The sequence below is a fragment of the Candidatus Obscuribacterales bacterium genome, from assembly GCA_036703605.1.
GTDB lineage: Bacteria > Cyanobacteriota > Cyanobacteriia > RECH01 > RECH01 > RECH01.
The window spans coordinates 1-21,827 of record DATNRH010000347.1 but is presented as its reverse complement, the minus strand read 5'-3'; the positions used below and the strand labels follow the sequence as shown (position 1 = coordinate 21,827).

Sequence of the window (21,827 nt, the reverse complement as noted above, 5' to 3'; positions counted from 1 at the left end):
CACCGAAGACCCAGAGATTGCTGAGTCTGCTGGTGTTATGGGCACACCCACTGTTCAGATCTTTAAGGATAAAGCCATGGTTGGGCAGTTGAAGGGCATGAAGCAGAAGAGTCAGTACCGAGAAGAGATTCAGAAGGCTCTACCGGTTGTCTCCATCTAGAGTGGCATGGTGTCAGATGACCTCTTGATGAATGCAGGGATGGGCGATCGCTCGTCCCTGTTTGCGGTTTTACGGCATGGGGATCTCTGGCGCAGGGTGATTCGGATCCCCGGGGGAGGGTGATCGCCCATCTCTCTGCTTTTCAGCGCATCGCCTACACTAGTAGCGAACATCTCTCTCTCAGTATGATGAACTATGACTTTTTTTCTGACACTCTATGATGCAGCCACAAACCATGAAGTGTTAGATGCCCTGATTGATGATTTGCTGCGCCCCCATGCTTCTGAACGCTCTCTTGTCCTCCCTAGGATTTTTTGTAGGACGGCTGTCCGAGTAGATCTCTCCTGCGCTTCAGATAGACGCCTAATGAACTACAGCGACGGGCACTGATCCCCCTGCTGTCCGTGACTGGATAGCTGAGGGGGAAGATGCGGTGGTTCGTTAGGCTGCAAGGACGATATCCGTGCAGCCAACTTAATAATGAGGGTTTTGAGATGTCTGGTCGGCGCTTAGCACTGTTAGTTGGGGTGAGTGATTATGGAGCGGGATATGAGCCGCTGCCAGGCACTTTAGCAGATCTGGCGCAGATGCAAGCTGTACTAAAGGATCCCCATCGTGGCAGTTTTGAGGTCAAGGTTCTACAAAACCCCAATCCGCAAGAGCTACGGGAAGCTGTTGAACATTTTTTTGGTGGTCGTCGTCGGGATGATGTTTTACTATTTTACTTTTCTGGCCATGGAGCTTTAGATAATTCTACGGGGAGTCAACTTTACTTGTCTACCTGCCAAACCCGTAAGGATGGGCAACGGCTGGTGGAATCTAGCGCTGTTGAGGCAGCTTGGCTACATCGCCATTTGATGAGCAGTCGCTCGGATCAAAAAGTTGTGATTCTAGACTGTTGCTTTAGCGGTGCCGTGGCTAATTTGCTGCAAAAGGGGGATGACTCAATTAACCTCCAACAGCTTAAAAGTAAGGGAACGGTGTTACTAGCCTCGTGTAATGCCTATGAGGTATCGTACCAAGCTAAGGAAGAATCCAGTACCAAGCAGGCGCAATCGCTCTACACCCGATACCTAATTGAAGGTATCCAAACAGGAGCAGCCCGATTGGGTAAAACAGAATGGATTTATGCTCAAGATCTTCATGACTATGCCAGGCAGCGCTTTCAAACCGAACTAGCATCGGCACCGGAGCCCCAAATTATTGTGGTAGAAAAAGAGGGCTATCGTATTCCCATTGCTCGGGCAGAACTGAAGGATGTGGTAGGGGATTACCGTCAACTGGTGACCCAGGTCTTGAAGGAAAATGACGGCGAGATTGATGATCTCGATCGCCACTATCTAGAGGTAGAGCGTGCCAATTTAAATGTGCCCATTGAGTTAGCGGCGCGCATTCTTCAAGATCTGCAAGAACCCTATCGACTGCGCAAGCGGGAACGGGCTCGCTATTATGCAACAGCCCTGAAAATTGCCCTCAAGCAAGGCTACTTGCTCACCGATCGCGCCCGGACGAAACTCAAGCGCATCCAGGCGGCCCTGAGTTTACGGGATGAAGAGGTGACGATCATTGAGCAGCAGGTGATGACGGAGCTGTCTATGCAAGTGCTGAAACCTGCGCGCAAAGCAGTGGCTCACACCAGTTCTGCCGATCGACTTGATGCAGCCGTGGCGGCTCCTACGGATCTGATGGATCTTAATGATCTCCATCCGGGAGATTATGTGGTTCACCAAGGCCATGGCATTGGTCGTTTTTTGCGATCGGAATATTTGACGGAGCAAGGGCGACGCCAGAAATGTGCGGTGTTGGAATTTGCAGATGGGCTGCTGCGGGTGACCATCGCTGATCTGAATGCCCTACAGCGGTTGACTTTGGATGGACAACAAAACCTACCCCTCAGCCAAATTCAAGTCCCTGCGCCAAGCAGCCTCACCCTGGATCCCCTCCAGTCTAAAAAGGGGGTGGACTATCGACCTCTACGCGATTTGCTCCAGGCGGGCAACTGGCAGGCGGCGGATGATGAAACCTACCGGGTCATGCTCAAATGCGTGGGACGGAAAGAGGGGGACTGGATGCGGGTGGAGCAACTCCGGGGGTTTCCCTGCACGGATCTACGCACGATTGATCAACTATGGACGACCTACAGCCAAGGGCATTTTGGCTTTAGTGTTCAGCAATCGCTGTATGTAGATTGTGGTGCGAAGCTGGATGGCGACTATCCCGGTGATCAAATCTGGGAGCAGTTTGGCGATCGCGTGGGCTGGCGGGTGAAAAATCGCTGGATCTACTACCAAGATGTGGTCTTTGATCTAACAGCCGTGCGCGGGCATCTGCCAGCCAAGGCCTGTGTCTTGGTTGGGGTCGTAGATTGGTGGTGCTGGGTGCTTTTTTCCCGCATGGATGCCTGCCACATCTCTGGGAACAGCTCCAAGAGCTAGGTGAAGTTGTTTTGAGCAAGGGAATGCTCTCGGGACAGGGTCTGAACCTCCATAACCATGGTGCGGAACATACTCAATGCCCTAGGCGGGATAGATACGCAGGCGGCGGTTGGGCTCGTCGCCAAAGCTAGAAGATTTGAGGCGGTAGTGTTCCACCAGTTCATGCTGCATTTTGCGCACCTTCGCCGATCGCGGCAGTAGTTCCACCGGTTGCCCCTTGGGGATGACAATTTGCTCAACGGCTAGGCGGGCTTCTTCTAAGGCCTCGATCTCGTCACCATCGCCGCTGCGGGAAAAGAGATTTAGGTTAATGGGTTCATTGATGCCTTGGTCGTCAAGTTTGAGCATGCGTTTGAGGGCGCGAATGATTTGCGGCATGGTGTTGGACTTCACCGCATAGACGGCCAGTTGTCGCACTTGGGCCATGTGCTTCAGCTTGGAATGGTTTTTCAGGTGCGATCGCAACGCCAGCACGGCATCGGCATGGTCGAGGTCTTTGGTGATGACGATGGGCAGGTTGAGGGTGTGGATAATCTGATCCAAATGTTGGCGACTGACTGCGTAGGGATAGACATGCAGGGGCAGATCTTCCCCGTTGGGGCCGGTGGGCATTCCCACGAGGGCTTCGTCCTCATCCTCTAGGGTGCGATCGCTGAGGGATTCTTGCAGCAATTGATCAAACTGCTGATGCTCAGGAGAACGCATGGAGGGGAGGGCCGCAGCGGGCACCGATCGCACCGTCCGCGATCGCCCTTGGGTTTGCAACGGTAACATCTGGCCGGATGCACGCCAGCCGCGTACTTGGGGAACCTCACTGCCCAGACTGGCGGAGGGGCGCGATCGCCGATAGGTGGAGATTTCAGGATTACTCGGGCTTTGCACCTCTTCGGTGATCTCGACCTTGCCTTGGTCATCTACCGCCCGCACCTGCATCACCGGCAAACGACCGCGCAGCAGATTGTCCACCGTATCAGAGACCTGCTCATGCACCACCCAACGCTGGCGCTCCAGCATTTCCACTGCAATATCAAAGGTCGGCGGTGCTTTGCGTTCGAGGACACTCTTTTGGCTACCGCGCCGCCGCGCTTCATCGTCACCCAGGGTGACCGACTGGATGCCGCCCACCAGATCGGAAAGGGTGGGATTTTTGATCAGGTTTTCAATGCGGTTGCCGTGGGCCGTGCCCACGAGCTGCACCCCGCGTTCGGCAATGGTGCGGGCGGCCAAGGCTTCCAGCTCCGTACCAATTTCGTCGATCACAATCACCTCAGGCATGTGGTTTTCCACCGCCTCAATCATCACCTGGTGCTGCAACTCCGGCTTGGCCACCTGCATCCGTCGGGCGCGGCCTAGAGCTGGGTGGGGGATATCGCCGTCGCCAGCAATTTCATTAGACGTATCGATGATCACCACACGCTTGTTGAGATCATCGGCTAAGACCCGCGCAATTTCCCGCAGTGCCGTGGTTTTGCCCACCCCCGGCCGCCCCAGCATCAGAATTGACTTACCGGTTTCCACCAGATCGCGAATCATGCCAATAGTGCCAAATACGGCCCGTCCGACCCGGCAGGTGAGCCCAATGATGGTGCCTTGGCGATTGCGGATGGCGCTGATCCGATGCAGGGTGCGTTCGATGCCAGCTCGGTTATCGCCGCTGAAGCTGCCGACCCGTTCAATGCAGTAGTCCAAGTCCGCTTGGGAGACGACATCCTCGGAGAGGTATTCGGTTTGCTGGGGAAAGCGTGCCTCTGGCTGTCGCCCCAGATCCATCACCACTTCCACCAAATAATTGCGCTGGGGATGCTGGCTGAGCGTTTGCCGGATGCTGGGGGGGAGAACGGCCAGCAGTTGTTCGAGGTCATCGGTGATGCCAGAGGGCTGGGTTGGGTTCTCGGGGGCGGTAGGATGCGGATCCGAAGCACTGGAAGAGGGACGACCGTGGGATGTCATAGGTGGCTAATAGGGTGAGGTTGAGAGACTCGACAGGGCGGACGATCTCAAGGCTGAGACCTTAGACAGGGAATGAATGGTGCGTCATGGTTTGGGATAGTCATGGGCAAAACCTAGGGATACTAGGGATCACTGAGTGAATTACGGGGTAACCAACGGAGTCGGTACCTGATCTGGGTTACAGCTTGGCGACATAGGGCGATCGCTTGCCTAGCTGCATCTGGTCTGGGCCGCCAGGCCCTTTTAGGGGAGATATGAGGGTGTCAATTAGGGTCATGGCTTGGTTCAGCAAGGCAGGATACTGTTCCAGATAGGCGGGTGTAGATGCTAGCTGGGCGATCGCTCCCCCGTCCCCAGACTCTGGGATAACAGAAGGACTGGCCCGTTCCTGCACGATCGCGTCGAGGGTGTCCAACACGGGAGATAGGAGGGTGCGGGCATAGCTACCGTAGGCAACGCCAGCGATCGCCTTCGAGGGGGCGCGATCGCTAGGTGTGGGAGACAACGGCGGCAAGAGGTGGAGCGATCGCAGTTTTTCCACGGTGTAGCCATTGGTGCCGCCGGCAAGCTGCACATAGCCCGGTAGCTCGGCGGCCAGCAGTTTTTGTCCTAAACGTAGGGTGGCGTGGGTAGTGCCATCGCCAATGTCGCCGCTCATCGCCCGACCATCGGCCTGCCAGATCACCACCGGCGGCTGGGGCTGCATCACCGCATAGAGCGATCGCAGGTAGTTCTCAATTCCATCGCCAGCGGGACAGCTCACGGCCACCAGGGAGAGATGGGGTATCACCGGAGCAATCGCCTGCCATAGGGTTTCAAAGGCATCCCGTCGCCCCACCTGGGTATGGATTTCAATGGCATCAATGCCGCTGAGGACGAGGGGGAGGAGATCGGCGGGGGAGAAGCGATAGAACTGGGTCGAGATGGTATCAAAGGGACAGATGGGCACACAGCGCCCACAGCCATAGCAACGCTCGGCGATCACGCCGGATTGGGCTGGAGTGAAGGCGATCGCCTGAGCAGGACAAATTGCTTCACAGGGGCGAGGACAATCGGACGGGCAGGTGTTGGGGTCGAAGACTGCCTTACGAAAATGAGGATCATCCCCGTCGTTGAGGCTGACCATGAGTAGAGGCCGCACCCAGGGGCGATCGCCGCGTTGCCACTGGGCGTCTACTAGATGACCAGCTCGGTCGAGCGCCTCTCGGGCCGCCGCCACCACTGCCGCATCCGCCGCGACATCAATACAGTCGGCTCCGGCCAGCGCATAGGCCAGGACTAAATTTTGGATGGCAGGAAGGTGTTGGAAGCTTGCACCACAAATGAGCTTAAACCAGTGTCCTTCCTTCAGTGACCGTAAGGGATAGTACAAGTTAATCACCCTTACATGCTAACGAATAGAGACAGGATGAGTCACGAAATTGGGAGTTGAGTTTCAGTGTACTACACCCGTCTTGATTGCGCATTGGCCATAGGTTAAGCCTGGATTAATGGGAGGAATGACTGCCTGCCGCCCTTAGCTTGGGCACAAGAACCCTTAAGGGAGCGTCCTGATGGAAAACTCTATAGGGTGTATCAAGACATAGCCCATACTCCTTCGGTCAGGGAATGGCCTGGTTCAAACGTCAGGCTGAGATGAGAGATATGGATGGGTCTCTCCCATCACTACTGTGCTCTACCCCAATCATCTGCAACTGGATTTAGAGAGCGAGCGGATCCATCCGTTCTCGTGATGAATGTGGTGTCAATGATGACACCTGTCCCCTCAACCGATCTTGTTTCTATGCGTATCTCAACCGCTGTTCTTTATACGATCGCGGCGTTAGCAGCCAAGGAAGCCCTGCAGCCTGCGATCGCTTCTGCTGATCCGGTGCCACTGAAGGACGATCCTGATCTGAATAGGGCTGATGATCACCACCAGCTTGCATCGGAGGGTAAGGTGCAGGCTGTGCCGCCGCAAATGATTGCCCGTGAGCCGCTGTCGCTGTCGGCACAATCCGATGGGACGATTAAACCTTCGGTGGCGATCGCTCCTCCAGATAGCTCGGTGGTGACCATGGCTCGGTCGAGGGTTGGGGAGGATCCGATAGATGGAGCCATGGTCACGGAGGATCGAGCCCTGCTGGAACTAGCGATCGCCGATCGCGTTGACCCCGTGAATCTTGAGGTGGCAGAGGAAGCGGCGCTCGATGAGGATCGTGACTGGATCACCTATGCGGCGGTTGAGGAGCCAGCCATCGAGGATCGAGCGATCGCCGTTGACGTTGTGCATCCTAGGGCAGATGAGTTAGCCATCGAGGATCAAGCGATCGCCCCTAGTTTGCCGATCACGGAGGTCAACCTAGACACGGCTTTGGTGCTGGACTCAGCGCAGAATCTGCGATCGCCGTCGCCCACAGACCGTCTAGAGTTTTGGCAAGGCACTCCTGAACCGGCTGCTATGCCTATTTGGGCTGATGAGGGAGCTGATGGAGCTGGGGTCGAGGTGTCTGCGGGGCATCTCGGTGAGGTGTCTGTTGCGATCGCGCCTCCTGAGGTGGAATCAGACTTAACCTGGGCGATCGCGCCCCAGATCAACGTTCCTGCTCCCACGTCTCAGCCCGAAGCGGCGATCGCTCCGCAGATGATGGCCCAAACCTTGGCCCAAGCGACTCCATCGTCGTCAACGCTCTATGTTCCCGACTTGATGGACGTGCAGCAGGAGCAGCAGCGCCTAGAGGAGTTAGAAGGTCGCCGAGGGGGCGATCGCTGGACACCGGGGCTGACGATTGTCAATCCTACGGGCTATGGGCTAGACAACTGGACGCCCTTTGTGGGAGCCACGTTCCAGTCTCGCACCCGCTATAGCGATGTCAGTGACGGCGCGATGGTTTTTGGCATTGGAGCTGGCGATGCCCGCGAAGTCGTGGGGGTGGAGTTGTCCTACACCTTAGCCAGCTTTGGGAGTAACCGAGATTTTGGGGATGGGGGTTTTAATCTCCGGGTTCACCGCCGGTTCTCGGAAGACTTTGCCGGGGCGATCGGCTGGAATGGCTTTCTGACGGTGGGGGATGCGGATGACTTCGAATCCTCGGTCTACGGGGTGCTCACCAAGATTGTCACCCTCAGCGATCGCATTGAAGATCCCTTTAGTCGCATTGCCTTCACCGCCGGTATCGGTAGCGGTATGTTCCGCTCAGAAACCGATGTGGATGAAGGCAACGACACCATTGGTGCTTTTGGCAGTGTGGCGGTGCGGCTGGCTGAACCCGTCAGTTTGGTGACGGAATGGACGGGGCAAGATCTGGCCATTGGTCTATCGGTGGCTCCCTTTGCCAATCGCAGCATTGTGATTACCCCTGCCCTGCGCGACATCACCGGAGCTGGAGATGGAGCCCGCTTTGTATTGGGAATTGGTGCATCGTTTTAGCGCTGGGTTGACCAGCGCTCGTCTATGAACCTCGATGCAGACTCTAGGCAAAACGGAGACTATGCCTTATGAAACAACGTCCCTTAACCATGATTGGGATGACGATTGGGTTGGTGTTCGGTCTGGCGGGTGCCGGCCAGGCCAATCCCCCCAACCAGTCGGATATTACTGGCACCAATGTGTTTAACAGCATTGCCCCCGATTTTGAAGACTATGGGTTTGATGCGGCCACGCTAGAGCGAGCCCGTACCTTATCCGATGCTTTGAATGACGCCTACGCGGCCTGTCTAGCATCCGTGGAGGATGCCCAAGCATTGCCGCGCCGTTTTGCCCTTGGGCCACCCGGTAATGCGCCCTGTATCACGGCTGCCTGCGTGGATTATGAACAACGGCTATCGGAGACCCGTGCCTTTCTTTCCCAGCTTGGGGTGGAGCCTGAGACCTTGCCAGCTCGGGTATGGTAGAGCTTGCTTGCAGTTTTGTGGATGTTAAATGATGAAGTTGAATCATGTCTGGCTCGGAACAATGGCGATCGCTTCCTTATCTGCAGGGGCGATCGCTTTCCCTGCCCATGGGGATGTGTTTGATCCCACGGGCATTCAGTTTGATGTGGATACGATTGTTGAATTTCGCTTTGAAGGATCGGATGCGGCCTATCGCTCCACCTTTGGCATCTTGAATTTGGAGACTGGGGTGAGAACACCGCTTTTTTACGAAGTGGATAGCCCTGGATCGACATCTCGGGCGGTTTCTGTAGAAGATGGCCGCCAACTACCGCCACCCGTGACTGAATTTAGCTTTCAGGCGAATGTACCCTATATCTTTTACCTAGAATCGACCTACAACGGTCAGCCGGCTGGCACGGTCTATTCCGTTGATGAGCGCAATCCCAATAATGAACAGTTGGTGCGCTTTACCGGAGGCTTGGCGGGGTTGTCTGGGGGCGGCACGCTGTTGGAGTGGGAGGATACGGGTGCATTGCTAGTGCCGCCGGTGCGCCAGGATCGAGACTTTAATGACTTTATTGTGCGAGCTGGCGGGCATCTGGGCTGCCCCTTGTCGGATCAGGCGGCTAGTGCTGAGTTCCCAACTTCCATGGCGATCGCCTGTGCCCATGATGCGGCTCCGGAGTCTCCCTAAGCAACGCCTATGTCTAACCATGCCGCCAAAGCTTGGCTCGGCACCTTTGCCACCAGTAGTTTTATCCTGGTCTGCAATACAGCAACCGGTATTTTAACCGCGCGCTTGCTGTTGCCAGAGGGGCGGGGAGCCTTGGCAGCGATTTTATTTTGGCCGCAAATTGTTGCCAATATGGGGCTCATGAGCCTGAATACGGCGATCACCCGACGGGCTAGCCAGCCTGATGTGGATGTGCGGCGGGTGGCGGTTACAGGGCTCTACCTCTCTCTGGGTCTGGCATTGATCACGACGGTGGCGGCGGTGCTGCTCCTGCCCCTGATGTTAGGCGAAGAGCGATCGCAGTGGTTAGCGATCACTCGGCTCTACCTGATTGCTTTCTTACCCCTGAACTTTAGTAGTTCAATTTTAATTGCTGTTCGTCATGCAGAACAGAAGTTTACCCAGTTCAACGTGTTGCGATCGCTGCAGGCGTTGATCTATCTGGTGGGCCTGATCGTGCTGTGGCTATCCCAGGGGGTCACAGTAGAAGCTGTTCTATGGTTCAACTGGCTGGGGACGGCAGTGGTGGCAGTGGTGCAGTGGGTGGAGGGGCGATCGCTGTTGATGACTCGACCTTCGCTGCAGGAAGCCAGGGCGCTGATGGTGATGGCATCGCGGTTTAAGGTGGCTAGTTTGGCGGCGACAGTATCCTACGAAAGCGATCGCTTGGTGATTGTGACGGTGCTGGATACCGCGACCATTGGTCTCTATGCCGTTGCCTTCACCGCCGCTACTTCTGGGCTGAGCGTGCTCACCTCCAGTTTTCAGAGCATTTTGCTGCCCAAGGTGGCCCGCCAAACGGCAGCAACCGATCAACGGCAGTTGCTGGGGCGAGGCTTGCGCTATGCCATGCTGTTCAGCGTGGTGATGGGCGGGTTTTTGATCCTGGTGATTCCTTTGTTAATTCCCCTGCTGTTTGGGACAGAATTTTCGGCAGCGATCGTTCCGGCCATGATTCTGGTGGTGGCCCACCTGCCCAAGGTGATGCGCCACATCATTGTCAACAGCCTTTATGGTTTGAATCAACCCCGGCCCATTACCCTCAGTTCGATCCTAACCTCGGTTTGTTTCGCGGCGATCCTGCTGGGACAGGGGATGCTGCTGGGGCGATCGCCAACCCTGCTGACAATTCTCATGGCCTTGGCGATCGCCAATACGGTAGAACTCGGTTACCTACTGGTTCACCTAAATCGCAGCATTAACCTGACCCTGAAGGATTGGTGGGGACTGACCCCGTCCACCCTGCAGCAGGTGATCGTGCTTACCCAAACTACCCTCTTGCAGCGCTGGCAGCCTAAGCCTCGGTCTTGAAGTCCTAGTCCTGACGATGGAACGTACGATGAGAACACCAGATTTTTTAATTGTAGGGGCACCAAAATGTGGCACAACGGCCCTGTGTCATTATTTATCTGACCATCCCGAGGTGGCGATTTCAACGCCAGCTAAGCCGTACTTTTTTGGTCGTGACTTAAACGTGCCCCGGGCCTGCGAGCGACTAGAGGACTATCTCGCTTTATTTGATGAGAATGCCTTGTGCTGCGGTGAGGGAACGCCCTACTATCTGTATTCTCAGACCGCTGCTCAAGAGATCTACGACCTTAACCCAGCCATGAAGATCATCATCATGCTGCGAAATCCTGTGGATGTGGTGTATTCTCTCTATTGCCAAAGGCTGAGTAATTCTATGGATAGTGAACCTATTCTGGACTTTGCTGAAGCGATCGCTGCTGAGGGCGATCGCGCCCAGGGAAAGCGCCTGCCCCCGGCCTATCCCGATCCTAAGATGGTCTTGTATACAGAAATTGCTAAATTTTATCCCCAGGTGCAGCGGTATGTCGATCGCTTTCCGCCAGAGCAACTGCATGTCGTTATTTATGATGACCTGCGGGCTGATGTAGACAGGGTCTATGGTCAGGTGCTGACGTTTTTGGGCGTTGATTCAACCTATCGTCCGCCTCTGCAGGTGGTGAACCCCAATACAACCTGGCGGAGTCGAGGACTGCAAGTCTTAGTTGAATCGCCTCCTAAGCCTTTGAAGATGAGTCTAAATCGGTTAGGTATCTCTGGGAAAACAGTGTATCCCCTCTATCGAGCGCTCACCCGTTTCAACCAGAAGGTGGCGGTGCGATCGCCCCTCGATCCGGCTATGAAAACGAAGCTGCAAAGCTTATTTTATTCGGATGTGGAGCAGCTCAGTCAGTTGCTGAATCGCTCCCTGCTGCATTGGCTGGAGGACTAGAAATGCTATTCAGGAGACAGATCTCAATCCTACCGTAGCGTGCTGTTAGGCGAAGCCGTAACGCACTGTCGTTCAACGCCTTGATATAACGGAAGAAGATATGAATGTCGTGGTGATTGCTGATGCTAGATTACCCGTGCCGCCTCAACACTATGGGGGAACGGAGCGGATTGTAGCGCTGTTTTGTCGGGGACTGCAGCAGCGCGGCCACCATGTCACCCTCCTGGCCCATCCTGACTCCACCGAGGGCGATCGCCTCCTGTCCCACCAACCGCCCACCCAAGTCTATGCGTCCCGAGCCTATCGCAAGCTTTGGTTTCAGGGGCTGAGCTTAGCGGCGATTCGCAAGGCCGATGTGGTGTACAACTTTGGGCGAGTGGACTATCTCTGGGCAGTGCTGAAGACGTCGGTGCCGGTGATTGCCCGGTTTGCCAACGATATTCGCGAGACCGACCTGCGCTGGCTCCTGCAGCAGCGATCGCAGGCCCTAGCGCTGATTAGCATTAGTGACGATCAGCGACGGCATGTTTCCCACTTGGGGAACTGGACGACGGTCTACAACGGCGTGGAGGGCGATCGCTTTCCTTTCACTCCCTGTCCGTCCCACCCCGGCTACCTGGCCTTTCTTGGACGCCTCACCCATAACAAGGGCGTGCATTTGGCGATTCAGGTGGCCCAAAAAACCGGACTGCCGCTCAAAATTGCTGGCAATATTTCGGATGAGCCGGGCGGACGGCAGTATTTTGAAACGCAGGTGCAGCCCTATCTGAGCGACACCATTGAATGGGTGGGGGTGGTGGATGATGCTCAGAAGGTTTCGTTTTTGGGGAATGCCAAGGCGCTCCTGTTTCCCATTCAGTGGCATGAACCCTTTGGCATCGTCATGGCTGAGGCTCTCTCCTGCGGTACGCCGGTGATTGCGACCCGCTGGGGTTCTGCCCCGGAGGTGATCGCCCATGGAAGAACTGGATTTCTCTGCAACGACGTGGAGGACATGGTGCAGGCGGTGCAGCAGATCGACCGGATCGACCGGGCTGACTGCCGCTCAGAGTGCGATCGCCGCTTCAGTCATGACCGCATGGTTGATGGCTATCTACAGGTGTATCACCGCTTGGTGGGTCATCCAACCTGCCTGCCCAACCTATCTTTCTAGGTGGCAAAGCGCGACTTATTGTCCTTGTCTCTCGTCGGCTGCATCTCGCATTCGCCAAACTTGACCGTTCGTCCACGAAAGAGGCTAACTATGCCAGATACATTAATTTGGGCTCACTCTGCCCTCCGTCCCGTGTTGACTGGACTGCCGCCCTCGGTGCAGGCTGGAGCGCGATCGCTCTATCGGTGGCTGCTATCCCAGCGCTATGGTCAAGATGGCCTAGCGATCGCTGTGCAAAATGAGCGATCGTGGCGGCTCGATCCCCTAGTGGCGCTGCGGGGTGAGATGGCGGAACTGGAGACGATCCAAGCGTTTCGCCGGGTGGTGCAGCCGGGGATGGATGTGATCGATGTGGGTGCCAATGTGGGACAGATGACCCTAGAGTTGGCCTATTTGGTGGGCGACCAAGGACGGGTGGTTGCCGTGGAGCCGGGGCCGGGCAACCTGCGTTTGCTGGAACGCCATGTGCAGGGTAATGGTTTTAGCGATCGCGTTTTGATGGAAGCGACTGCCTGCACCGATCAGCCAGATCAGACGATCACCCTCAACATTTTGGGCAGCGATACCGATGATATTGGCAGTGGTTTTTCGGTGGTGGACGCGGCCAAATTGCCCAATCCCCACCAGTTGCCCGCCCACTCCTACCCAGTGTTAACCACCACCGTGGATGTTCTCGTCGCTCGCCATGCCCTGACGCCTGGCTTCCTGAAGATTGATGTGGAAGGGGCGGAACTGCAGGTGCTTGAGGGTGCCCAGCAAACGCTAAAGCAGTATCGACCGATTGTGCTGGTAGGCTTCCACCCCTTTGCGTTTGAGGATGCGATCGCTGCCGCCCAAGCTCTGATGGATCTGCTGCCAGGCTATAGCCTAACCACTCTGGCCGGCGAAACGGTGCCCTATCCTCAGGCCCTGGCTGAATATTTAGCCCAGCCTCTCCCTGATACCCACTCTTAGGGGCTGAAAAGAGAACCACACCATCATTCCTATGAGCGATGACATTGCTATGACACTTGCGTCGAGCTGGACGGTTTTACAACAGGTGCTGGAGAGCGATCGCCAGTTCCAGGGTCTGGGTTTACCTCGGGGTTGGTACCTGCGTTTTCACTACTGGGGTCGCTGGTGCGATCGCCGCCAACAACCGCTGCCGGTGGAAATGGTCACGGCCCATCTGCTTGAGCATCGGGTCACCTTTCCGCTGTCGTTTGCCTATGCGGGTATGGCCAAGGGCATTTTGCTGGATCGAGAATATCAGCTTGCCGATGTCCTAGGTTTTGTGCCCCGCACCGTGGTGGATTTGGGAGCCAATATCGGCTTGGGGGCGCTCTATTTACACTGCCAGTTTCCCGAAGCACAGATGGTCTGCGTGGAACCGGATCCGCGCAATATTCCCCTGCTGCGCCAGACGTTGATGCTCAACCGAGTGCCGGCTCAGGTGATTGAGGGAGCGATTGGCGTCACCAGCGGCACGCTGAATCTACGGTTTGGTCAAAATCCTGCCTGTTCTGCCCTGGAAACCTCACCCATGCATCGCCTGGATCAGCAGGTGGCTGTGACGGTGCAAACGATGCCCGATCTCCTCACCGCCCTAGGTTGGGAGCACCTCGATCTTCTGAAAATCGACATCGAGGGTACCGAGGATGAGCTGTTATCCCAGAACAACGGCTGGCTGCAGCGGGTGCGGGCGATCGTCCTAGAAATTCATCCCAATACCACGGCGGAGACCATCGCTAGCTATCTCCAGCCCTACGGATTTCACCTCACCCGCCATGGCCACGGGCAAGAGCCGGTGTATCTAGCCATGCGATCGCCCTCCTAGGTTGCCTGTACGCCCTCCCAGGGCAAGAGACATCCCAACGTCAACTAACTCCTTAACTCCTATGACAACTGCTCCTTGGACTGCTTACGTTTCCCGCCGCTGGTTTAATCCCCAAGCCTGGCATCTGCGCTGGCATAAGCTCCTGGCCATGGGCCAAGGCGGTGGCCAATACCTGCCGGTGCAGGCGCTGGGGCAATCCCTGCGTTTGCCCAAGGCTGCCCATCGTCAGTTTTGGCAGGGCCCCCACGCTGATGAGCGATCGCTCTCGTTTCTGGCTGATGCTCTGCCGTCTCAGGGGGTGTTTTTCGACATTGGCACCAATATTGGTGTCTACAGTACTGCTCTATCGCTGGCTAAGGGTAGAGAGTTGACGGTGCAGGCGTTTGAGCCGATTCCTTCCACGATTGAGGTGCTGAAGGAAACGTTGAGCTTAAACCAGGTGACTGCCCACATTGAAGCGATCGCCCTCTCCGACCATGTGCATACCCTCACCCTCTCCGCCTACGACAACGGCGCGAATAATTTCTGGGTGACCGATGCCCAGGCTGATATTCCTACCCTCAGCGTCTCGGCGGTTCCTCTCGATGAATGGATGCTGCACCACGATCGCATTCCCAACGCCATGAAAATTGATGTGGAAGGCCATGAACTGGCGGTGCTCCAGGGTGCCCAAGCGACGATCCAAGCCTATAAGCCAGCGCTGTTGATCGAATGCCACTGCGGGTCTTGGGAGAGTCTGGGCGTGTCGCGCCAGGCCATGGTGGCGTTAATCGAGTCGTTTGGCTATGCCCAGGTGGGCGATCGCTGGGGTCGCCCCGTCGATCTGCTCACGCAGCCGTCCACGATTCACCTTCTTTGTTCGGACTAGAACGCCCATCAAGGTTTGGCGAGACGGTGCGTTACGGCTTCGCCTAACAGCACCCTACGGTACTACAACCTATGAGCAGAGGGTTGAGCATCGTCGAAACCCGTTAGCTTCATGTCATGGAGTCCCCCTACGAATAGCTGCTGCTCTCAATCTGAGACGATTATGCTGAGTTATTTCAAGATTCTTCGATCGATTTGGATCCATCCAGCGAACCGAGGTCAGCGTCTGGGGGCGATCGCCCGATCGCTCTATTGGTGGCTGGCCTATCGCTTGCCCCAGCGTTCGGTTCAGCGTCAGGTGTTTGGCTATCCCGTGCGGCTGGATCCCCAGGGGCATGAGACGCGCAATATTGTCTACTACACGCCCCAGGCGGAATACGACACTACTCGGTTTTTCCAGCGCTATCTACGGCCAGGGGATGCGGTGTTAGATATTGGAGCCAATATTGGGCTCTATAGTCTGCTGTCTGCTTCGCTGGTGGGGGAACGCGGTCGGGTTCATGCCTTTGAACCTTGTCCTGCAACCTTCGATCGCCTGTCTCGCACCCTGACGGACAACCAGTTGACCTGGGTGCAGGGGCATCCCGTGGCCTTGGGTGAGCAGGAAACGACGCTGCAGTTCACCACGGATTTGGATACGGTGAATCACGTGATGGCGGATGCCGAGTCTCGTTCTCTGTCCATGCCGGTAGCCTGTCGGCGCTTGGATGATGTGGTGGATGGGCAGCAGCAGTATGCGATCGCCAAGCTGGATGTGGAGGGGTTTGAGCTGTCGGTGCTGCGCGGTGCCTCTCGGCTGCTCGCTCACCAGGGCTTTGATGTGCTGATTGTGGAAATTAACGGAGCCTTATACCGCTATGGCATCCAGGCGGATGATGTGGTGTCTTATCTCTTCCACCTAGGTTACGACGCGGCCCTCTATGATGCCACGGCTCATCGGTTTGCTTGGATCCTCGATCCTTGTGATGCCTGGGGGAATGTGTGGTTTATCAGTCAGCGCCATCGCGATCGCGTCCTAGCGCGGCTCCAGTTGTCCGATCGCCCTGCTGATCCTAAGCCTGTGGGGAATGTGGTATGACCTCGATGTCCAAGCCTACGGTGTTGATTGCCCTCACCTCCCTCTGCGCCGAGGGCACGCCGGTGCTGGTGCTGGATCTCTGTCGTCAGTGGTTGGCCTGGGGCATTCAGCCGGTGGTGGTCACGCTCTATGACGAACCTCGGGATCTAGAACCAGAGCTGCGATCGCTCCGGGTACCGCTCCATAGCTTACAGTTGCCCGCCCGAGGCTATCGTCGCTATGGTCAACTAGTGGTGGGGATCTATCGTCTAGCGCGGCAATATCGAGCCCAGGCATTCCTGTCCATGCCCTTTGGCTGGCATACGTTTATGGCGGCGGGGGCGCGTTTGGCGGGAGTGCGGCGAGTGGCGGCCCATGTGGGCAACTATCCGCCGGTGGGGTCGCCCAGCTTCTCGAAGTTTCGCCAGCAGGTGCAGTGGGGGCGATCGCTCACCGATCGGCTGCTGTGCTGTAGTAGCTATATTCAATCTGGAGTAGTGCAGCACTTTGGCGTGCCTGAGGCGGAAACCCAGGTGGTCTACAACGCCTGTGCCTGGGAACCGGAGGGCGATCGCCCCCCTCGCTCTGTCCATCAACCGCTCACCATTGGCATGGTGGCTCGGCTAGAAATTCACAAGGATCAGCCCACCTTGATCCGCGCTGCCCAACGCCTGAAGCAGCAGGGGATACCCATTCAGGTGCAGTTGATTGGTGAGGGTAGTCGCCGGGCGGAGTATGAGGCGCTGGTGGCGGAGCTGGGCCTGGAGGACTGCGTGACGCTGCTGGGTATGCGTCGAGATATTCCCGATGTGCTGCGGCAGATGGATCTGTTTGTGTTTGCCGCCAAGCCCGATGAAGGCTTTGGGATTGCCTTGGTGGAAGCCATGGTTATGGGGGTGCCGGTCGTGGCAACCCAGGTGGGGGCCTGCTGCGAAGTGCTGCAGGATGGCGATCTGGGCTGGCTGGTGCCGCCGGGCAATCCCGATCGCCTAGCGGAAACGATTCGCTATGTGGCCAACCATCCTGACCAGGCCCAAGCGGTGGCGAAAAAGGCCCAAGACGTGGCCCAACACCTGTTTGCGATCGCCACCATGGCCCGCGACTATGCCACCGTGTTGAACATTTTGCCCGAGCAGGTGCCCTATGACCGATCCTCCCGCGCCGATCCTGGTTCACGTTCTCAATGGCTTAGCTTTGGGCGGCAATGAACATCTGTGTTTACAACTGGTGCGCCATGGGCCGCCCTCGATCCAGCATCGGGTGTTGAACCTCAACCCCGCCTGTCAAACGATGCGATCGCAGTTTCTCGACGCTGGAGCCCAAGTGGTGGACTGTGCCTACCATCCTCGGCAACGGCTACGGTTTGTGTCCCAGGCGTTGGCCTATTTCCAACGGCAGCGCCCCCAAGCGGTCGTGGTCTATACCTTTGGTCTGCATCTGCTGGTGGGGCTGGCTGCTCGCCTGGCTGGTGTGACGACTGTGGTAGCACGGGCGGGCAATCCGCTACCAAAGGATCCTAGGCAACAGCGGCTCTGGGTGCGCATTGTCCAAGGGTCGCGCCTGTTGGGCATTCCCATCTATAGCTGTTCCCAATCGGTGCATGAGTCCTTCACCCGAGTGACGTCTCTACCCGCCGGTTCCCGCGCCATCCCCAATGGCTGTGATCTGCAGGCGATCGCCCGTCGTGCCCAGCAGACCCGTCCATCCCGCAGCGATCGCCCCACGGTGATCGGTATGGTGGCGCGGTTGAATGCCATCAAGGATCAGGCAACGCTGCTGCGGGCGATCGCCCTGCTCCATGCCGATCATCCTGAGATTGCCCTGTGGCTAATTGGTGATGGCGATCAGCGATCGCCCTTGGAAGTCCTAGCGGCGGATTTGGGACTTGCCAAGGTGGTTACCTTCTGGGGCGATCGCTCTGATGTGCCGGATCTGCTGGGGAAGATGCATCTCTATGCCTTTTCCACGACGGCGGATGAGGGATTTGGCATTGCCTTGATTGAAGCCATGGCGGCCGGTTTGCCCATGGTCGCCAGCGATGTGCCGGCCTGCCGGGAGGTGGTGGGAACGGCGGGGTGTTTGGTGCCCCCGGGGGATGCTCCGGCCCTAGCGGCGGCTCTAGGAACCTGGCTGGATCCGGCTCTGCGTCAACCCTGGGGCGATCGCGCCTATCAGCGGGCTCTGGAGCATTACACCATGGATACCTGCGCGGCGACCTGGTATGGGGAACTTGGATGGACTCAGGAGGTTGTATGACGACGCTGCCCCGACTGCTCACGGTGGTGGGCGATCCCCATGACATCAATACCTGGAGCAATATTCCCTACTTTTTTTTGCAGGCCGGACAGCAGGCGGGTTTTCTCACCGATGGTCTGCCGTTGGACTGCGATCGCCTCAAGCAGCAGCGGCTGCTCTGGAATGCGGGCCATTGGTTGACCACGGGGGAATACGGCGGGTTTCAATATTCCCCAACGGCGCTGCGATCGCTGTTTTCCCAGGTGACCCTACCCCCTGGGCCGGTGGAGTTCATCAGCCACTTTCCCCTGTTGCCGCCCCGCCCTTGGGCCGCAGACTGGCGGGTGAGCTACTACCTGGATGCGACTCTACGGCAGAACTTTGAGGACTACGGCATCGGTCAACAGGTCTCCCAACGGATGCAGCAGCAGGCCCTGCAGCAGGAAACGGAGAACTATCGCCAAGCTCAGTCCATCATTTGTATGGGGCGGTCGGGGGCGCGATCGGTGGTGGAAGACTATGGTATCGACCCTGCCAAGGTGCATGTGATTCCTGGCGGGGCGAATCTACATGAGGCGCACCTGCCCAGCGCGACGGAATTGGTAGACCAGCCGACGGCTCTGTCGCCGGTGCGTTTGGGCTTCATTGGCAAAGACTGGCAGCGCAAGGGGCTCCCCTTTTTGCTGGCGGTGGCGGATGACCTACAGGCGCGGGGCATTGCCGTGGAGGTGCGGGTGATTGGGCCGCGATCGGCAGATTTACCCGACCATCCCTGTCTGCGGCCCCTAGGGTTTATTAATAAAGCCACGCAGTTGCCCCTGTTTGTGGATCAGGTGCGATCGTTCCACTTCGGCTGTTTGTTTTCCTCGGCGGAGGCCTTTGGTATTTCCAATCTGGAATGTATCCGGTTAGGCGTTCCGGTCTTAGCCAGGCGCATTGGCGGCATTCCCGAAACGGTGCCTGCGGGGCTGGGGCACCTGTTTGACCCCAGCGATTCGGCGGCGGCGGTGGCGGATGTGGTGGAACGCTATGTGGATCAGCCCCAGACCTATCATGCCTGGCGGAGCAAGGTGGTGGCGCGGGTGGCGGAGGTAACCTGGGCCACCACGGTGCAGCGGTTCATGCAGGTGTGGGACGGCTCGCGGGAGTTTCAGTATGGTTCATAGTTCCGCGTCTAGTTCAACTCTGAAGGTGACGGTACTCCAGGCTGGGGCAAGGATGCATTACGCTGTCCCATCTCTGCTGGCCTCGGCCGGTCTGTTGCAGCACTTTTACACCGATATCCACGGCACCTTGCCGGGGCTGCGCCTGCTGCACCATCTGCCCCCTGCTCTGCAACCTGCCGCACTCCAGCGGTTGCTGGGGCGATCGCTTCCGAATACCATCGCGTCTAACCGTGTGACCACCTGTGGGCGATCGCTGCTGTGGCATCGACTGCGCTCTCGCTGGGGTAGGGTGTCAGGATCGCCTCATGGGGCTTTGTTCCAGAAAGCGATCGCCCGCAGGTTTGATGGAGCCAATGTGCTCTACAGCAACTTTATTAATGCGGATCTGACCGCCTTCCAAGCTGCGCGCCAGCAGGGGCTGCGCACGGTGCATGAGGCGATCATTAGTCCCGAGATTCCCTATCTGTTGGACGAAGAACGGCGGGCCTTTCCGGGGCTAGAGCCGCTCCAGTCCCTGGATCAGATGCAGGCTGGTACTGAACGCGATCGCCAAAAGTGGGAGCTATCGGATGTGATTTTGGTGCCGTCGCCCTATGTGCAGCAGGCTATGGAACGGTTGGGGGTGGGCAGCGATCGCATTCATCTGGTGCCCTACGGTTTGGCGGCGGATTGGTTGACCGCAACGCCGACGCCTAGACCAGGACGGATCCTGTTCGTGGGCTCGGTGCGCCTGCTCAAAGGCTGTCACTATTTGGCAGCGGCAACTCGATTGCTGCAGCAGCGGGGCGTGCCCTGTGAGGTGCGGGTGGTGGGAGCTTATCAACCGGAGGCGATCGCCCATCCCGCGTTTCAGGGGCCTACCTATGTCGGGCCGGTGCCCCGCAGTCAGATTCAGCAAGAATTTCTCCAGGCAGATTGTCTTGTCTTTCCCACCCTCTGCGACAGTTTTGGCCTAGTGCAACTGGAGGCGATCGCCTGTGGCCTGCCGGTGATTACCACGCCCCATTGCGGATCGGTGGTGCGGGATGGCGTAGAAGGGTTTATTGTGCCCATTCGGGATGCGGAGGCCCTGGCCGATCGCATGGAACACCTGGTGAGCGATCGCCTTCTCCGGGAGCAAATGTCTGTCCGGGCTCGCCAACGGGCCCAAGATTTTACCTGGCAACAGTATGGCGATCGCCTGATTGCTGCGCTGCAAACCCTAGATCTTTCCGGCAACTAGCAATGGATACTGGCTTTTTTCTTATCTTAGTCATAGCAACGGGAGCGATCGCCCTTGGATCGTTTCTCTATGCCTACCGTCGCAGTCGCGATACCTTTCATCCCATGATTTATCTGGGGCTGATGCTGTTTTTTCTTTACAGCTACATGCCCTTTGAACTGTTGATCAACGACGGGGAGGTGCTGAAGACCTACCTATCGGTGCCCCAGTTAGACTATGTGCAAACGCTGAATCTGTTGGGGGTGTCCAGTCTTTGTCTAGGAGTGTTGGTGGGCAGCCGCAACCATCGCTGGAATCCGTTTCAGCATTTAGTGTGGAATTTCTCCCCCCGTACCCAAAAACGTCTAGCTCGGGCAGCGATCGTCCTGGGTAGTCTGGGGCTATTGGGCTTCGCGGCGGGTATTGCGAATACGGGAGGATTAGTCGCCGCCTACGGCCGTGCCTACGGGGGCGGCTACAGTGGATCGGGCTATGTGCGTGAAGCTATTTTGCTGACGCTGCCTGCTCTGCTGTGGTTTATGGCTAGCCACCTGCAGCGGCCTCTGTCTAAGCTAGATTGGGGCGTCGTGGTAATCTTTGCTGCGCCGCTATTGATGCATGGATTGCTGGGAGCTCGGCGTGGCCCAACGGCTATGGTGGTGGTGGCGCTGTTCGTGGGCTGGTATCTGATTCGTGGCAAGCGCCCAGGACTATCTCGAATGCTGGCGGGGAGCTGCATCCTAGGATTTTTAATGTTGTTTTTGGTGTCGAACCGGGGCAATATTTATTTGGGTTCAGATATTTTTAGCTCCCAGTCCCAGCCAACGCCTATAGACTATATCGGCGCTTATTCAGGTAATGAATTTATCTATGGCGGCGGCACGATTTTGAATGCGGATGCTCTGAATCGATATTTTTGGGGGCGGCGATATTTTACCGTATTTTTTATTCGTCCGATTC

Annotated in this window: 18 protein-coding genes; 16 read left to right on the top strand and 2 right to left on the bottom strand. The window is 57.1% G+C overall.

Going from position 1 to position 21,827, the window contains the following annotated elements; genetic code table 11:
- The first annotated feature begins 588 nt into the window (after positions 1 to 588).
- Positions 589 to 2,595 carry a GUN4 domain-containing protein gene (locus V6D20_07395; GenBank protein HEY9815608.1) on the top strand — a complete coding sequence of 669 codons (2,007 nt, stop codon included), beginning with the start codon at positions 589 to 591 and terminating at the stop codon, positions 2,593 to 2,595.
- Between the two features lie 81 nt (positions 2,596 to 2,676).
- Here V6D20_07395 and V6D20_07390 read toward each other — a convergent pair whose 3' ends face one another.
- Positions 2,677 to 4,545, bottom strand: a complete 1,869-nt coding sequence (locus tag V6D20_07390) for a R3H domain-containing nucleic acid-binding protein (GenBank protein HEY9815607.1) — start codon at positions 4,543 to 4,545, stop codon at positions 2,677 to 2,679.
- Positions 4,546 to 4,723: 178 nt separating this feature from the next.
- Complete coding sequence (locus V6D20_07385) at positions 4,724 to 5,926, bottom strand: LdpA C-terminal domain-containing domain (protein ID HEY9815606.1); 1,203 nt, start codon at positions 5,924 to 5,926, stop codon at positions 4,724 to 4,726.
- 402 nt (positions 5,927 to 6,328) lie between these two features.
- On the opposite strand from V6D20_07385, the gene V6D20_07380 reads away from it, so the two are divergent.
- From V6D20_07380 to V6D20_07310, 15 genes are all read left to right on the top strand, one after another.
- Positions 6,329 to 7,954 (top strand): hypothetical protein, encoded by a 1,626-nt coding sequence (locus tag V6D20_07380; protein HEY9815605.1) that lies wholly within the window; start codon positions 6,329 to 6,331, stop codon positions 7,952 to 7,954.
- Between the two features lie 68 nt (positions 7,955 to 8,022).
- A complete protein-coding gene (locus V6D20_07375; GenBank protein HEY9815604.1) occupies positions 8,023 to 8,418 on the top strand; it encodes a hypothetical protein in 396 nt (131 codons plus the stop codon).
- 28 nt (positions 8,419 to 8,446) lie between these two features.
- Positions 8,447 to 9,094 carry a hypothetical protein gene (locus V6D20_07370; GenBank protein HEY9815603.1) on the top strand — a complete coding sequence of 216 codons (648 nt, stop codon included), beginning with the start codon at positions 8,447 to 8,449 and terminating at the stop codon, positions 9,092 to 9,094.
- A 9-nt stretch (positions 9,095 to 9,103) separates the two neighbouring features.
- Positions 9,104 to 10,444, top strand: a complete 1,341-nt coding sequence (locus tag V6D20_07365) for an oligosaccharide flippase family protein (GenBank protein ID HEY9815602.1) — start codon at positions 9,104 to 9,106, stop codon at positions 10,442 to 10,444.
- A 28-nt stretch (positions 10,445 to 10,472) separates the two neighbouring features.
- Complete coding sequence (locus tag V6D20_07360; GenBank protein HEY9815601.1) at positions 10,473 to 11,372, top strand: sulfotransferase; 900 nt, start codon at positions 10,473 to 10,475, stop codon at positions 11,370 to 11,372.
- Positions 11,373 to 11,472: 100 nt separating this feature from the next.
- Entirely contained in the window at positions 11,473 to 12,525 is a 1,053-nt protein-coding gene (locus tag V6D20_07355) for a glycosyltransferase family 4 protein (GenBank protein HEY9815600.1), read from the top strand.
- Between the two features lie 90 nt (positions 12,526 to 12,615).
- A complete protein-coding gene (locus tag V6D20_07350; protein ID HEY9815599.1) occupies positions 12,616 to 13,479 on the top strand; it encodes an FkbM family methyltransferase in 864 nt (287 codons plus the stop codon).
- A 31-nt stretch (positions 13,480 to 13,510) separates the two neighbouring features.
- Positions 13,511 to 14,341, top strand: a complete 831-nt coding sequence (locus V6D20_07345) for an FkbM family methyltransferase (protein HEY9815598.1) — start codon at positions 13,511 to 13,513, stop codon at positions 14,339 to 14,341.
- 61 nt (positions 14,342 to 14,402) lie between these two features.
- Entirely contained in the window at positions 14,403 to 15,209 is an 807-nt protein-coding gene (locus V6D20_07340) for an FkbM family methyltransferase (GenBank protein HEY9815597.1), read from the top strand.
- Positions 15,210 to 15,371: 162 nt separating this feature from the next.
- Entirely contained in the window at positions 15,372 to 16,286 is a 915-nt protein-coding gene (locus V6D20_07335) for an FkbM family methyltransferase (protein HEY9815596.1), read from the top strand.
- Positions 16,283 to 17,473 carry a glycosyltransferase gene (locus V6D20_07330; GenBank protein HEY9815595.1) on the top strand — a complete coding sequence of 397 codons (1,191 nt, stop codon included), beginning with the start codon at positions 16,283 to 16,285 and terminating at the stop codon, positions 17,471 to 17,473. The genes V6D20_07335 and V6D20_07330 overlap by 4 nt, the downstream gene beginning before the upstream one ends.
- Positions 17,409 to 18,521, top strand: coding sequence for a glycosyltransferase (locus tag V6D20_07325; protein HEY9815594.1), 1,113 nt, complete (start codon positions 17,409 to 17,411; stop codon positions 18,519 to 18,521). Before V6D20_07330 ends, V6D20_07325 begins: the two co-directional genes overlap by 65 nt.
- Positions 18,518 to 19,666 carry a glycosyltransferase family 4 protein gene (locus tag V6D20_07320; protein HEY9815593.1) on the top strand — a complete coding sequence of 383 codons (1,149 nt, stop codon included), beginning with the start codon at positions 18,518 to 18,520 and terminating at the stop codon, positions 19,664 to 19,666. The genes V6D20_07325 and V6D20_07320 overlap by 4 nt, the downstream gene beginning before the upstream one ends.
- The gene (locus tag V6D20_07315; GenBank protein ID HEY9815592.1) at positions 19,656 to 20,888 is read left to right on the top strand and encodes a glycosyltransferase family 4 protein; all 1,233 of its coding nucleotides are present in this window, start codon (positions 19,656 to 19,658) and stop codon (positions 20,886 to 20,888) included. The genes V6D20_07320 and V6D20_07315 overlap by 11 nt, the downstream gene beginning before the upstream one ends.
- 2 nt (positions 20,889 to 20,890) lie before the next feature.
- A partial coding sequence (locus V6D20_07310) for a hypothetical protein (GenBank protein ID HEY9815591.1) occupies positions 20,891 to 21,827 on the top strand: 937 nt, incomplete at its 3' end.